Genomic DNA, 15431 nt, shown 5'->3' on the forward strand with positions numbered 1-15431 from the left:
TGGTGATACTGTGTCTAACAGCAACACACGAGTCGTCGTAGGAATGAGCGGCGGCGTCGATTCATCTGTAACAGCTTTGTTGTTAAAGGAACAAGGCTATGATGTAGTCGGCATTTTTATGAAAAATTGGGACGACACTGATGAAAATGGTGTTTGTACCGCGACAGAAGATTATAAGGACGTGGCGAAAGTCGCTGCTCAAATTGGCATTCCTTATTACTCTGTCAACTTCGAAAAGGAATATTGGGATCGGGTCTTTGAATATTTCTTAGCGGAATATCGTGCAGGCCGCACACCAAATCCTGACGTGATGTGTAACAAAGAGATCAAGTTCAAAGCTTTCTTAGATTACGCGATGGAATTAGGAGCGGCTTACGTAGCGACTGGCCATTACGCACAAGTCGAAAAAGATGAAAATGGTGTCGTTCACATGTTACGAGGCGTCGATAATAATAAAGACCAAACGTATTTTTTGAGCCAATTATCGCAAGAACAATTAGCTAAGACGATGTTTCCTTTAGGTGGCATGCAAAAACCAGAAGTTCGTGCAATCGCTGAACGTGCTGGCTTAGCAACTGCAAAGAAAAAGGATTCAACTGGAGTCTGCTTCATCGGCGAAAAGAATTTCAAACAATTCTTAAGCAACTATCTGCCTGCTAAAAAAGGCAAGATGGTCACACTTGATGGTGAAGAAAAAGGTACCCATGATGGTTTGATGTATTATACGATCGGCCAACGTCAAGGCCTAGGCATCGGCGGCGGCGGAAAAACGCAAGAGCCTTGGTTTGTAGTCGGCAAAGACTTAGCAACCAATACTTTATATGTAGGACAAGGTTTCCATCATGAAGCATTGTACGCGACAAGCTTAGATGCTAGCGAGATCCACTTTACTACTAGTGAAGACCGTCCAAAAGAATTTAAATGTACAGCGAAGTTCCGTTATCGTCAACAAGACTTGCCAGTGACTGTTCGTTTATTAGACGGCGATCGAGCAGAAGTTATTTTTGATGAACCCGTTCGCGCTATTACTCCCGGACAAGCGGTCGTTTTCTACGATGGTATGGAATGTCTTGGTGGCGGATTAATCGATCACGCCTATCAAGCAGCTAAAGAGTTACAATATATTTAAGCATAAAAAACGCGGGAACCTCCATTGAAGGTTCCCGCGTTTTTTTATGCTAGGCTTTGTGCAAAATGAGCCATCGCAACTTTTACTTCATTTAGTTTTTCTGGTTTGATTAAAGGAAATAATTTTTCTTGTAGCTTTTTAAATTCTTCTAAGCTTAAATTATTGGTCTCTTGATCAGCAAAGCTCTTAACTAAAATTGCTTTTGCTTCTTCTTGTTTTCCTTCAATCGTGTTGTTTAGGAAAAAGTCTAAAAACTTTAATTGTCCTTCAAGCATGATCTTCACTTCTTTCATTAGTATCACTATCATTAATAGTATAAAAAACTAATGAAAAAGTTGCCATCAATAAGTCTTAACGATTAATGAGTTTCTTGAGCTTGTTGATTTTTCTCCGCGATTTCTTTTGTGTTGCGATGGACCAGCAGATAATTAGTTAAAACTAAGGCGGACGTCGAGATAAAGACACCGCGATAACCAAAGATGGAAGAAACACTCGAACCAATCATTGGTCCCACGACATTTCCCGCGGCTTGGAAGGATTGGTTGTAACTGAAAATTCTTCCGGCGGCATCATGAGGAGAATATTTGGTGATCAGTGCTTGTACCGCTGGTAATAGACAAGCGTCAGAGATTCCGACTAAGAAACGGAGAAAGGCTAACTGCCAAACATTGGTTACGATCGACATCGGTAAAAAGACCAACATAGCAAAAATCAAACCGATCCCTAAAATTTTCTCACTGCCGATGCGATCGCCTAACCGTCCAAAGCGGGGTGCTGCGATCAAAGTGGCGATCCCAGGAATCGATGCGATAATACCACTGACGAGAGTGACGTTGCCATGCCCATGCATCAATTGCCGTATATACAGACTAATGATCGGGCTAATGGAATTATTCGAAGCTTGAATGATTAAGGTAGTCACAAACATTCCAATCACGACATGAGGATATTTTAAGTTTTGGAAGATTTGTTTGGCTGGCACCATGTCTTTTTTCTCAACAGGTGTAAATTCTTCGTGGACAAATAATAGACTAAGGATGAAGACTAAGAATAAAATTCCACCAGTGATAAAGAAGGTTAGCCGATAGCCAAAGATCGAAGCCGTGACGCCACCAACTAATGGCCCCAGTAAATTTCCGGTGACCGCACCGGTGGCTAAGGTGCCAAGTACTTGTCCGCTTTTTTCGCGCGGTGTTCCAGTCGCAATTAGAGCGGTGGCGTTGCTAATGTAGCCGGAAAAAAAACCTTGCAACAAACGTAATCCAATTAATTGATACACATTACCGACCGTACCCATCAAGCTAATGACGATAGCCATACCCAGCGAAGCCCGTAGCAACATTAATTTTCGCCCTTTTTGATCGGCTAGCCTACCCCAAAGTGGAGACACGATTGCGGTAATCAAAAAGGTCGAAGAAAAGGTGATGCCGCTCCAAAAGTTTAGCTGTTGATTCGTATAGCTGCCTAATGAATCTATGTATAAAGACATGAAGGGCATCACTAAACTGAAACCGATGCCGGCCATAAAGGTACCAAACCATAAAACAATTAGATTTTTTTGCCAAGTAGCGCGAGGTTGAAACAATTTATTTTTGATCTTACTCAAATTGATAATAGCCTTCTTTCAAAAAATTTCCATAATCGTTTTTCATTATAACCCCACGAGATGGGATATTAAATTTTCCCGCGTTGTGTTAGGATAGAATTAAGAAAAAAGCAATATTTTTTCGGGAATAATTTTTTAGATATCGAGCTTTTTATTGATTTTGTTTCAGCTGAAAACATATTTCTTGAATTTTTATTTCAAGGTACTTATGATTGAGGTGGAAAGAAGGGTCGAGGATGTATCAAGTAATCACGATGTATGGCGATAATGAACCTTGGTGGTTCTTTGAAGAGTGGCAGGCAGATATCCAAGAAACGGCAAGCTTTGATTCCTTAGATGAGGCGGTCGATTATTACGAAAATCGCTGGAATGAGTTCCGAAATACCAATACATATAGTAACGCAAAACAAAATTTTTTAAGTGCATTTTGGAAAGAGCAGGACGAACGCTGGTGTGAAGAGTGTGATGACTATTTACAACAGTACTGGGGCCTAGCTCTATTAAAAGACGAACAGCCGTTGACGGTTGACAGCAGAAAGGAATTTTATGAAACAGCTAATTATAGCGGAAAAGCCAAGTGTTGCAAGAGACTTGAGCAAGGTGCTTAACGCTACACAAAAGAATAAAAACTATTTCGAAGGACCCAATGTTGTCGTGACTTGGGCCCTTGGTCATTTATTGAGCCTAAAAATGCCAGAGGATCTAAACAAGGAATGGCAAAGTTGGCAAATGGAAACATTACCGATGATTCCAAAGCAGATCGGGATTACCCCGTTACCAAAAACTCGTGGACAATTAAAAGCGATTCAACAACTAGCGAAGCGTAAAGATATCTCGGAGGCAGTGATCGCCACCGATGCTGGTCGTGAAGGAGAATTAGTTGCTCGCTGGATCTTAGAGTATGTTCGATTTGAAAAGCCCGTTAAGCGGTTATGGATTTCTTCTCAGACCACTAAAGCTATCAAAGACGGTTTCAAACAGCTGAAACCAGCCAAAGAATATGACAATTTGTACTATTCTGCTTTAGCACGGGCAAAAGCGGACTGGTTAGTAGGTTTGAATGTAACGCGGGCCTTGACGGTAAAATATGAAGACAGCCTCTCTGCCGGCCGGGTACAGACACCGACCTTGGCGATGGTCCGTCAACAAGAAAAGAAAATCGAAAAGTTCCGTCCTCAAAGCTATTACGTGATTTCTTTAGAAGTCGAGGGACAAAAAACTAAATTAAATCAAAAAAATCCTTATGCCATCGCTGAACGAGTAGATGCCGAGCAATTAGTCAAAGAGCTAGGAAAACAAAAAGGTACGGTTACAGAGATTAGTCAGAAGGAAAAAACAGAGCCGGCGCCGCTGCCGTATGATTTAACTGAAATCCAAAGAGAAGCCAATGCCCGCTACCAGTTTTCTGCCAAAAAAACCTTGTCACTGGTTCAAAGCTTATATGAAACGCATAAAATCGTGACCTATCCTCGAACCGACAGCAAATACTTGACGAATGATATGAAGGCGACGATGAAAGAACGGTTGCAAGCAGTCGCAGACTTTGCGCCAGAGGTCAAAAGTTATATCAAAAATGGGGCGCAAGTCAAACAACAACGAGTCTTTAATGACAGCAAAGTCACCGACCATCACGCATTGTTACCAACGGAACAACGGCCTCGGTATGAAAAATTATCTACTGACGAACAACGAATCTACAATATGATCGTTACGCGCTTCTTAGGTTTGTTTGCGGAACCTCATAAAGAAAGCCAACAAAAAGTGACAGTGACTTTTGACAAAGAGAGCTTCACCTTCCGCCAAAATAAAGTGTTGGTAGCTGGTTGGAAACCAGTTGAAGCTGATAAAAAAGCGATTCAATTTTCAGAAGGCATGAAGGTCGTACCGAATTTTACGATTGAAAAAGCGTTGACTACGCCGCCGAAGCCTTTAAACGAAGGCACATTGCTAGCCCAGATGGAGAAGCATAGCTTAGGAACACCGGCAACTCGTGCGGAAATCATTGAAAAGCTGATCAAGTCCGAATTGATGGAGCGTACCAATAGCGGCTTGCAAGTCTCACCAAAGGGCAAACAGCTGCTAGAGCTGGTCAATCCTTCATTAGTAACGCCAGAATTAACGGAGAAATGGGAAAAACAATTAGAAGCGATCGCCAACGGCAAGTACAGCAGCAAACAATTCTTGCAAGAGATCGAAGCGGATACGAAAAAATTAGTCAGTGAAGTCAAGCACAGTGATAAAAAATACCAAGACTTCTCTATTACCGCCAAAAAATGTCCAGAGTGCGGCTCACCGTTACGCGAAAAAAATACTCGCGATGGGAAAATCTATATCTGTACCAATCCAGAATGTACGTATCGCCGCCGCAAAGATCCGAAGGTTTCCAATCACCGTTGCCCACAATGTCATCGCAAGATGGAGATCATTGATGGGAAGAATGGTTCCTACTTCCGTTGTAAATACGACGGAACGACAGAAAAAATGTTAGATAAAAAAGAACGTTCGAAAAAAATGACCAAGCACGAAGAACGGCGCCTATTGAAGAAGATCAATGATCAAGAGGAGCCACAAGAAAGTCCGTTAGCCGCAGCACTAAAAGCGGCAATGAAAGAGCAAGACTAATACTAGCTGTTAGACCGATTAAGCGGGTCTAACAGCTTTTTAGTTTTAATGAAGCAACAAGGTCTATTGATGAAGAAAAATATGTCGATTATAATAGAAAGTAACTAACTGGCTCCCTCGTTCAGTTTGTTTTAAACAATCTAAACGGGAGGAAGCAGCCGTGCAGTGGAATTTTTGTAAGAAAAGGGTTACAATGTGATTGGTTTATACCATTCTCGGGAGGGATTTTTTTGAAATCAAGAAAAGATGAAGTGTTGGAACTGTTACGGTCCAATCCAGCAGAGCAAACTGCACAAGAATTGGCCGATCAAATGGGGATCGACCGGACAAATATTAGTCGCTATTTGAATGAGCTGACAAAAGAAGGCTCGGTTAAAAAAATTGATGGTCGTCCAGTAAAATTTCAATCAGCCGCGGTCGCTGCGGAAAAACATATTAACTTCGATAATTTAATTGGTCGCGAGGAATCACTGAAAAGTCAGATTCAAAAATCAAAAGCGGCTATTTTATACCCACCACGGGGCTTACATACGATTATTTTTGGTGAAACGGGGACAGGGAAGACGATGTTTGCGGAATGCATGTATCGTTTCGCGGTCGCTGCGGACGTATTAGACGAAAGCGCGCCTTTTATTACCTTTAACTGTGCCGACTATGCTCAAAATCCACAGCTGCTTTACGGACATATTTTTGGGGTAAAACGAGGTGCTTTTACCGGTGCGGAAGAAACACGCGAAGGCTTAATGGAAAAAGCCGATGGCGGTATTTTATTTTTAGATGAAATTCATCGTTTACCACCAGAAGGCCAAGAGATGCTGTTTACCTTTATCGACAAAGGAACCTTTCGTTCATTAGGGGACGGCAAAGAAAAGCACGCCTCCGTACAAATTATTGGGGCAACGACGGAAACCAGCTCGATGTTTTTATCGACCTTCAATCGTCGGATTCCTATGCAGATCGAGTTGCCGTCTTTGGCTGAACGATCTTTAGACGAACGGTTAGGGATTATTAAGGAGTTCTTGCAGCAAGAAGCCAATCGCTTAGTTCAAGAGATCGCTATCGATAAACGCAGCTTGTTGGCCTTTCTGTTATACAAAGCCGAAGGGAACATCGGGCAATTAAAGCGGGACTTGAAACTGGTTTGTGCAAAAGCCTTCCTGCATTATCAAACCAGTAATGATTCAGAAAAATTAATGATCGTGGAAGAGGACTTACCTTTAGTGGTCCAAAAAGGCTTATTGCGGATCAATGAAGTCCAAGATATGCTGACGCCTTTCTTAGATAAGAAGAATCTTTATTTAACCTTGAAGCCTGGAGCGGAGGATGTTGTTTGGGGACAAGATCCGAATAAGGATATGGAGGTCTATAATTCAATCACCTATAAATTGGAAAAACTAGGTCGGGAAAATCTGTCTGAGATCGACTTAGAAGAATTGATTAGTGACGATGTGGATCAATATTTTGAGACATATGTAGAAGAACTTTCCCACTCTAATGCCTATCGCGAAATTATTTCCGATGATCTTTGGAAATTGGTAAATGATCTCTACGACTTTGCTAGTGCTAAAATGAATCGCGAATACGATGAAAAAGTGCGTTTCGCCTTTGCGCTGCATATTAACTCAACGATCGAACGAATTCGCGGGAATCAATTCATTTCTCATCCCAACTTAAATGATATCCGTCGCAACTATTCAAAGGAATTTTTATTGGCGATCGAATTTTCTAATCGGATTGAAGAAGCTTATAATATTATGATTCCTCTGGATGAGATCGGATTTATCACCATGTTCTTGACGATGGACAGCCACGAGGAACATAAAATCGACGAGAAGCAAGTAGCGATCCTTGTGATCATGCACGGAAAATCGACGGCATCTAGTATGCTAGAGACCGTTCAAGAGTTATTAGGAACGACCAAAGGGATTGCCTTTAATATGCCTTTGACGCTGGATACGGAAGAAATGTATGCTCAAATCAAAAATTATTTACAAGGTCAGCGAGACAACTTTACGGAAGGGATCATCTTGTTGACAGATATGGGCTCACCGAATAATTTTGGGAATTTAATCTATCATGAGATGGGCATTCGCACGCGGGTCATTTCAATGGCTAGTACGATGCTGGTTTTAGAAAGTCTGCGTCTGGCAACGCTAGGTCGTTCCCTTGAAGAAATTTATACCAGCGTGATCTCGATGTTCCAAACAATGGTCCGCTTGGAAGAACCAACGCCGAAAGATGAAAAGAAAGTGATCATCGTTGCCTGCTTCACCGGCGAAGGCGTGTCAAAACGCTTGAATGAAGTCGTTTCTCAAATCGTCAACCTCGAAGAATTTGAAGTCATTCAAATGCAGTCGCTGGAGCGAGAAAGTTTCAAACATCGCATCGATCAACTAATTACGCACAAAGATATCGTAGCGATCGTGGGGACGATGGAGATCCACTATCAAAAGATTCCTTTTATTCCAGCAATGAATTTATTCAAACGCGAAAAGATTTTAGAATTCCAAGATTTATTAGGAAGCAAGATCACGTTACCAGAGATGGTGGACTCCTTGACGAAAAACTTTTCACCAGAGCTAGATGTAAAAACGTTATTTCTAGTAATTGATGATGCGTTACAGACGATTCGCAAAGATCAGGAATTGATTATTGAGAATACGGCCTTGCAAGCGTTGAGTGTTCATATTGCTTTCTTGATTGATAAAATCAAAAAAGCCGAAGAACGACCTCCCTTTGAGAACGTCAAGTATTTTCATCAGCAAAATCGTTTATGCTTCAATCAAACAGCTGCTAGCTTGTCGCTACTGGAAAAACAATTTTCAGTTCGTTTTACCGAGGATGACATCGCCTACATTGTTAAAACGCTAGAAGATAATCGCGTAGAACTAGGATTGCACAGTGTGTAATCCTAGTTTTTTTGTGTGTATCTTGAAAACCTTATCATCTCGACTTCTGTGTGTCCAAAAAGTTGGCACGCCAATTGCTTTATATAAAGTGAACAATAAAAAAATTGAGGAGTGTTCGATTATGAAAAGAATTATGCTAGTTTGTGCAGCAGGGATGAGCACCAGTTTATTAGTAACAAAAATGGAAAAAGCAGCGGAAGCTCAAGGATTAGAATCTGATATCTTCGCAGTTTCTGCATCGGAAGCGGATTCAAAATTAGAAGATGCAAGCAAACCTGTTGATGTTTTATTATTAGGCCCACAAGTTCGTTTTATGAAAAACCAATTTGAAACAAAATTAGCAAGCACAGGAATTCCTGTTGACGTAATTGATATGAAAGATTATGGCATGATGAACGGTGAAGCTGTTTTAACTACTGCCCTTAATTTAATGAAGTAAGGAGCTAAAAAAGATGAGTGAAACAATGAGTCAAGAACAATTAGAAGCCGTTATGGGATTGATTATCAATGCCGGCAATGCTAAGAGCGATGCAATGGAAGCGATTCAAGCTGCTAAAGCAGGAGATTTTGCTTTGGCACAAGAAAAATTAACTGCGGCAGATCAAGCATTAGTGGAAGCCCATCATTCTCAAACTGGTCTATTGACAGAGGAAGCCAGCGGCAATCCGATGACTGTAACTTTGTTAGCGGTTCACAGCCAAGACCATTTGATGACGAGCTTGACTTTCAATGATATGGCAAAAGAAGTCGTTGAATTGTATCAACGTTTAAGTAACGAATAAATTTTAAATAGATTGAGGAGTGATTCAATGAAATTAACACGTGATCAGAACAGTTTGAAAGCGATCACAGGTTTGATTGAATACGCTTTTAAGAAACAACAACCGATCATTGACGATTCGCTTTTTCTATCTCGTTATGAGCATGCTGATTGTTATGGCGTGTATCAAGACGATGAATTGACCAATTTGGTGATGGCGAATCACTTTGAAATTCAACTTTTTAACCAAAGAGTCAAAATGGCCGGCGTTGGTTATGTCGCCAGTTATCCTGAATATCGGGGAAAAGGCGGCATCAGTACGATTATGCTGGAGCTTTTGTCGGATCTTCATCAAAAAGGAGTGGCTGTCTCGCAGCTCGCACCTTTCTCAGAAGATTTTTATCGACAATTCGGCTATGAACCGACCAGTCGTCGTAAGACCTATCGGATACCGGCGCTAGCTTTTAATTATTTGACGAGTGAAAAAAGGGGGAGTGTGAAACGCGGATCTTGGCAACAGATGGAATCAGAGATCAAAAAGCTTTATCAACGTTTATTAATGCAGCAGCAAGTTGGAACGGTCGTCCGGGAAGACTGGTGGTGGGAACGTCTGAATCACTATTATGCCCATCGTTTTTATGCCGTTGCTTTCGACGAGGCGGGTGAAGCTAAAGGGTATCTGATTTATCGAATGCAAGGAACCACATTATTAGTCGACGAGCTCGTCTACGAAGACGTATTCGCTTTGCGCAAATTATTAACGTACTTGAAGGCCCATGTCTCATCATTTGAAGAATTTCTTTATCACGCACCTGTTCACGAACGGATTGAAAAATGTTTCCGTGAACAAGAAGCACTTTCGATTACTTTAGAACCTTATATGATGAGTCGTATTATTGACATTGAGCAATTATTACCACATTTTCCAATTTGTCAAAAAGAAATTATTATTGAAGTAACGGAAGACCAAGAATGTCCTTGGAATGTGGGAAGCTGGCTAGTCAGTCAGGGAATGTGCCGAAAAGTTCAACAAGCAGGCGATATTAAAGCGTCCATTCATGGATGGAGCGAATTATTACTAGGGGAGCTGACTTTAACCGAGGGGATTTTTCTCGGAAAAGTCACAACGTCAAAGGACTTTGACACGGATGTCTTTCCAAAAGGGCAACAAAGTTTTTACGACTATTTTTAAACAGGGGGAAATACAATGGATAAATTTATCAATTTTATGGAAAAACACTTTATCCCATACGCTTCTAAAATTGGGAACCAGCGTCATTTAGTAGCGATTCGGGATGCCTTCACAGTAACCATGCCGTTAATGATTTTAGGGGCATTAGCAGTAATGATCAACAATTTGCCAATTCCAGCTTTCCAAAATTTCATGAACGGTATTTTTGGCGGTGAAGCATGGAAAGGCTTCGGCGGCGCTGTCTGGAACGGAACCTTTGGTGTTCTTTCAGTCTTTATCGCGTTTTTAGTTGCTTACAACTTAGCTAAAGGTGTTGGTAAAGATCCAATCGGAACAGGGGTTGTCTCTGTTGCGTCATTCTTCACTTTAGGAGCTGCTACAAGCGGAATGAACTCTTCTGGTTTATTCGTTGCCTTGATCGTAGGTATGTTAGTAGCTGAAATCTTCACTCGTTTAGTTGGTAATGACAAACTAGTTGTTAAAATGCCTGATGGCGTGCCACCAGCAGTTGCACGTTCATTTGCTTCTTTATTCCCAGCAATGATCACAATTTCGATCTTTGGTGTAATTGCAGCAATCATTGCCGGTTTTGGCGTTGAAGATATGTTCGCGGCTTTCTATGCAATGGTTCAAGAACCGTTCATGGGCTTAGCTAATTCATACGGTTCAGCATTATTGATCGCATTTATCACACCATTCTTATGGTTCTTCGGATTACATGGTGCCAATATGATCGACCCATTCATGCAAGCAATCAATGCGCCAGCGATTGAAGCGAACAATGCAGCAATCTCAGCTGGTAAAGCAGCACCTTATATCGTTAACAAACCATTTATTGACTCATTCGTAAACATGGGTGGTACTGGGGTAACAATTGGTTTAATTATCGCAATCTATTTAGTTGGACGTAAAAATAAACCATTCATGGTCGTAAACAACTTGGCCGCAGCTCCTGGTATTTTCAACATCAATGAGCCATTGATGTTTGGTTTGCCATTAGTATTGAATCCAGTCATGTTCATTCCATTTATCTTGACACCAATGGTCTGTGTAACCACTGCTTACTTTGCAACGAAATTTGGCTGGGTACCAGCCGCAACTGTTATGCCACCTTGGGTTACACCACCAATCATTGGCGGTTTCTTAGCAACACAAAGTATTTCAGGAGCAATTCTTGCTGCAGTTAACTTAGTGATCGCTATTGTAATGTATGTACCATTTGTATCTCTATCTACTAGATTAGAATTGAAAAAAGGAACTGAGATTTAAGGAATACGATGGGGATTAAGGATCACTCGATCCCTAATCCCTTTTCTTTTTATCTGATAATACAGGTAGCTTAAGCGCCCGAAAACAAAAAATCTCAAAACAATAGACTTAGAAAAAAGTTAGGAGCTTTATAATGAAAAATTTTCCAAAGAATTTCTGGTGGGGTGCTGCCACATCAGGTCCGCAAAGCGAAGGACGTTTTAACAAAAAGCACGCGAATGTGTTTGATTATCATTATGAGATCGAACCAGAGAAATTCCATAACCAAGTAGGGCCAGACACGGCTTCAAACTTTTACAACAGCTATAAAGAAGACATCCATATGATGCGCTCTATTGGCATGAATAGCCTGCGGACGAGTATTCAATGGAGCCGCTTGATCGATGATTTAGAAACCGATACCGTGAATCAAGACGCAGTTGATTTTTACAACAATGTCATCGACACAATGATCACTGAAGGTATGACACCCGTCATGAACTTGCATCATTTTGATTTGCCAGTTGAGCTTTACGACAAATACGGCGGCTGGGAATCGAAAAAAGTCGTGGACTTATATGTTGGCTTTGCCCAAAAATGTTTTGAATTATTTGGCGATCGAGTAAAATTCTGGGCGACTCATAACGAACCAATGGTCGTTGTTGAAGGGGAGTATTTATTCCAGTTCCACTATCCAAATATTGTTGACGGAAAGAAAGCAGTCCAAGTAGCTTACAACTTGAACTTAGCGTCAGCAAAAGCGATCCAAGCTTTTCGTAAATTAAACATCAAAGATGCACAAATCGGTACGATTTTAAATCTGACTCCGACGTACGCGGCTTCTGATGCACCTGAAGACCAAGAGGCAGCCCGAATCGCGGAGCTTTGGAACAACAAAATGTTCTTAGAACCAGCAGTTTACGGACATTTTCCAGCTGAGTTGGAAGAATTGTTGACGCAGGACAAAGTCTTGTGGGAAACAACCGATGCAGAAAAAGAAATCTTAAAAAACAATACCGTTGATTTCTTAGGAGTGAATTTCTATCATCCAAATCGGGTGAAGGCTCCCGATGTAGCACCAAATTCTGTTGGTGAATGGATGCCAGACCGTTACTATGATGCCTATGATATGCCAGGCCGTCGTGTAAACTTAGACCGCGGTTGGGAAATTTATCCAAAAGCTTTATACGATATCGCGGTGAACATCAAAGAAAATTATAAAAATATTCCGTGGTATGTCTCTGAAAATGGAATGGGTGTTTCTAACGAAGACCGTTTCAAAAACGCTGAAGGTATGATCGAGGACGACTACCGGATTGATTTTGTCCAAGAGCATTTAGAATGGCTGCATAAAGGAATCGAAGAAGGCTCCAATTGTTTTGGCTACCACATGTGGACACCAATTGATTGCTGGTCTTGGTTGAATTCTTATAAGAATCGCTATGGCTTCATTTCAAATAATATCCACACGCAAATTAAAACGGTCAAAAAATCTGGCTACTGGTTCAAAGAAGTAGCGGAACAAAATGGGTTAGACGACTAAGAAGCAGGAGGAAAACGAATGAAACGTGAATTAGGTATTTCGGTTTATCCCGATCATAGCGATCCGCAAGCTGATCGCGATTATATCAAAAAGGCAGCGGAGCTTGGCTATACTCGCATCTTCATGAGTATGCTAGAGGTAACTGAAGGTAAAGAGAAAGTCAGCGAGAAATTCGGTAGCATTATCCATTATGCGAAAGAGTTAGGAATGGAAACGGTACTGGATATCGCTCCTTCGATTTTTAACGACTTAGGGATCTCTTATGATGACCTGAGCTTTTTTGCTGAGTTAGGAGCTGAAGGAATTCGTTTAGACGAAGGCTTCGATGGCAATAAAGAAGCGATGTTAAGCTATAATCCAGAAGGTCTGGCGATTGAGTTGAACATGAGTAATAATGTGGCTTATCTTGATAATATTTTATCCTATGAAGCGAACGAACCGTTTATCTACGGCTGTCATAATTTTTATCCGCAAGAAGGTTCGGCACTACCATATGATTTCTTTATTGATTGCAGCAAACGATTCAAAAATCATGGGATCAAGACGGCTGCATTTATTACGAGCCAATCAGCGGAATATGGTCCGTGGGATGTCAACGATGGCTTACCAACGTTAGAGATGCATCGTCATTTACCGATTGATTTGCAAGCGCGTCATATGTTTGCGACAGGCTTGATCGATACGGTGATCATCGGGAATGCTTATGCTTCTGATGAAGAGTTGGAAAAAGTAGCGGCAGTCGATCGTTACAAAGTCAGCTTAGGCATCGAATTTGTACCAGATGTAACCGAAGTCGAGCAAAAAATCGTGGCTGATCCGAAACATTTCCGCAGAGGAGATATTACCTCTACTGCGGTTCGCTCAACAATGGTGCGAGTCAAATACGCGGACGTTGCCAATCCGGTTCATGATAATACCCAAGAATTTCAAGTTGGCGATGTCGTCGTAGGCAATGAAGAATTCGGTAAATACAAAAATGAATTACAAATTGTTCTGGAACCTCATAGCGATGCCCGTAAAAATTTAGTCGGAAAAATTCCGCAAGCTGAATTAATTATGCTGGACTTTTTAAAACCGTGGACGAAATTTCAATTTGTTGCTAAAAACTAAATTTGAAGTTCATGATAAAAAGATGAAGGTTTTTTATTGACAAACCCTCTAAAGGCGTGTAAAGTATGACTCAACTTAATCAAACGACAATGAAAAGAAGAGTAGCAGCTCATTTGTTCCCAGAGAGTCTCTGATTGGTGAAAAGAGACAACGATGATTTGTGAACCACATCTTTGAGTCGATTAGTTGAATCAAGTAGGCTGATCCGGGAGTGCCCGTTATAGCAGAGGTCAATTGACCAGTTGAGATCGCTCGTTGTGAGACGGTGATAAAAAAAGGTGGAACCACGTAATTCACGTCCTTTAGCCCTAGCGGCTAAAGGACTTTTTTTATTTCTCAAACTAGTTATTGACCTATCGAGGTTCTTTTTGCGAGAAGAGAACAAAGATGAGGTGGAACCACGTAGCAAACGTCCTCTGGTAGAAATACCAGAGGACTTTTTTTTGCCAGTTTTTCTTTTCTGCTTTGACCAAGAGATGACCAGCAGATTAGGAAAATGGCATGCGTACGACGATAAAATCTTTTTCTGGTTTTTGGAAAAAGATTACCATTGTTGGGGCTAGCTGACATTTCTACCCTAGCTAAAGCGAACTTGCTTCAAGATTAAACACTTTTGAAAGTCAAACAGCTTTCAAAAAAATGGAGGGATATTGGGATGATAAATTATTTGATCGAAGTCATGCCGCAATTATTACAAGGGGCAGAAATTACACTGAAATTATTTGGCTATACGATATTAGGGTCGTTGCCTCTAGGGATCATTTTATCCTTTGGCTTAGCCAGCCGCTTCAAACCGCTACAATGGATCATTCGCTTTTACGTCTGGATCATGCGAGGAACACCATTGCTGCTGCAATTGATCTTTGTCTTTTATGGATTGCCATTGGCCGGCATCGTATTTGATCGTTTTGAAGCAGCGCTGTTTGCTTTCGTATTGAACTACGCGGCTTATTACGCGGAGATTTTCCGCGGCGGTATTCAATCAATCCCGGTGGGACAATACGAAGCGTCGAAAGTAATTGGTTTGAATCCACTTCAAACAGTCACACGAATCATCATTCCTCAAGTAGTGAAGATCGTCTTACCTTCTGTTGGAAATGAGGTCATCAATTTAGTCAAGGACACTTCATTGGTCTATATCCTAGGCTTATCTGATGTGATGCGGGCAGGAAAAATCGCGATGGAACGTGACACGACGTTGTTGCCATTGTTTGGCGTAGCGATTATTTATTTAGTAATGACGGCCGTTGTCTCGGTCATCTTGAAGCAATTAGAAAATCGTTTGAACTATTATCGTTAGGCGGGTGAAAAA

At 41.2% G+C, this 15431-nt stretch carries 13 protein-coding genes and 1 other annotated feature; of the genes, 11 read left to right on the plus strand and 2 right to left on the minus strand.

Annotation, left to right across the window (positions count from 1 at the left end):
• The first annotated feature begins 10 nt into the window (after positions 1–10).
• Positions 11–1129: a tRNA 2-thiouridine(34) synthase MnmA gene (gene mnmA / locus IGI54_RS03290; RefSeq protein WP_430621149.1), complete on the plus strand. Its 1119-nt coding sequence runs from the start codon at positions 11–13 to the stop codon at positions 1127–1129.
• A gap of 44 nt (positions 1130–1173) precedes the next feature.
• Here mnmA and IGI54_RS03295 read toward each other — a convergent pair whose 3' ends face one another.
• Complete coding sequence (locus IGI54_RS03295) at positions 1174–1437, minus strand: hypothetical protein (RefSeq protein WP_379971619.1); 264 nt, start codon at positions 1435–1437, stop codon at positions 1174–1176.
• A 50-nt stretch (positions 1438–1487) separates the two neighbouring features.
• Complete coding sequence (locus tag IGI54_RS03300; RefSeq protein WP_430621150.1) at positions 1488–2735, minus strand: multidrug efflux MFS transporter; 1248 nt, start codon at positions 2733–2735, stop codon at positions 1488–1490.
• 236 nt (positions 2736–2971) lie between these two features.
• Between IGI54_RS03300 and IGI54_RS03305 the strand changes: the two genes are divergently transcribed.
• From IGI54_RS03305 to IGI54_RS03350, 10 genes are all read left to right on the plus strand, one after another.
• Entirely contained in the window at positions 2972–3343 is a 372-nt protein-coding gene (locus tag IGI54_RS03305; protein WP_430621151.1) for a DUF1033 family protein, read from the plus strand.
• Entirely contained in the window at positions 3282–5357 is a 2076-nt protein-coding gene (locus tag IGI54_RS03310) for a DNA topoisomerase III (protein WP_430621152.1), read from the plus strand. The genes IGI54_RS03305 and IGI54_RS03310 overlap by 62 nt, the downstream gene beginning before the upstream one ends.
• Positions 5358–5587: 230 nt before the next feature.
• Positions 5588–8266, plus strand: a complete 2679-nt coding sequence (locus IGI54_RS03315; protein WP_379946597.1) for a sigma 54-interacting transcriptional regulator — start codon at positions 5588–5590, stop codon at positions 8264–8266.
• Positions 8267–8387: 121 nt separating this feature from the next.
• A complete protein-coding gene (locus IGI54_RS03320; protein WP_071862190.1) occupies positions 8388–8705 on the plus strand; it encodes a PTS sugar transporter subunit IIB in 318 nt (105 codons plus the stop codon).
• 13 nt (positions 8706–8718) lie between these two features.
• The gene (locus IGI54_RS03325; RefSeq protein WP_211272383.1) at positions 8719–9048 is read left to right on the plus strand and encodes a PTS lactose/cellobiose transporter subunit IIA; all 330 of its coding nucleotides are present in this window, start codon (positions 8719–8721) and stop codon (positions 9046–9048) included.
• 27 nt (positions 9049–9075) lie between these two features.
• Positions 9076–10218: a GNAT family N-acetyltransferase gene (locus tag IGI54_RS03330; RefSeq protein ID WP_430621153.1), complete on the plus strand. Its 1143-nt coding sequence runs from the start codon at positions 9076–9078 to the stop codon at positions 10216–10218.
• A 15-nt stretch (positions 10219–10233) separates the two neighbouring features.
• Positions 10234–11487 carry a PTS sugar transporter subunit IIC gene (locus IGI54_RS03335; RefSeq protein WP_430621154.1) on the plus strand — a complete coding sequence of 418 codons (1254 nt, stop codon included), beginning with the start codon at positions 10234–10236 and terminating at the stop codon, positions 11485–11487.
• 133 nt (positions 11488–11620) lie between these two features.
• The gene (locus IGI54_RS03340) at positions 11621–13009 is read left to right on the plus strand and encodes a glycoside hydrolase family 1 protein (RefSeq protein ID WP_430621155.1); all 1389 of its coding nucleotides are present in this window, start codon (positions 11621–11623) and stop codon (positions 13007–13009) included.
• Between the two features lie 18 nt (positions 13010–13027).
• Positions 13028–14119 carry a DUF871 domain-containing protein gene (locus IGI54_RS03345; protein WP_430621156.1) on the plus strand — a complete coding sequence of 364 codons (1092 nt, stop codon included), beginning with the start codon at positions 13028–13030 and terminating at the stop codon, positions 14117–14119.
• 80 nt (positions 14120–14199) lie between these two features.
• Positions 14200–14425 (plus strand) — a binding site (T-box leader).
• A 352-nt stretch (positions 14426–14777) separates the two neighbouring features.
• Positions 14778–15419 carry an amino acid ABC transporter permease gene (locus IGI54_RS03350; protein ID WP_430621471.1) on the plus strand — a complete coding sequence of 214 codons (642 nt, stop codon included), beginning with the start codon at positions 14778–14780 and terminating at the stop codon, positions 15417–15419.
• The last annotated feature ends 12 nt before the right edge of the window (positions 15420–15431 follow it).

Source organism: Enterococcus sp. DIV0800 (assembly GCF_050559735.1).
Lineage (GTDB): Bacteria > Bacillota > Bacilli > Lactobacillales > Enterococcaceae > Enterococcus_A > Enterococcus_A devriesei.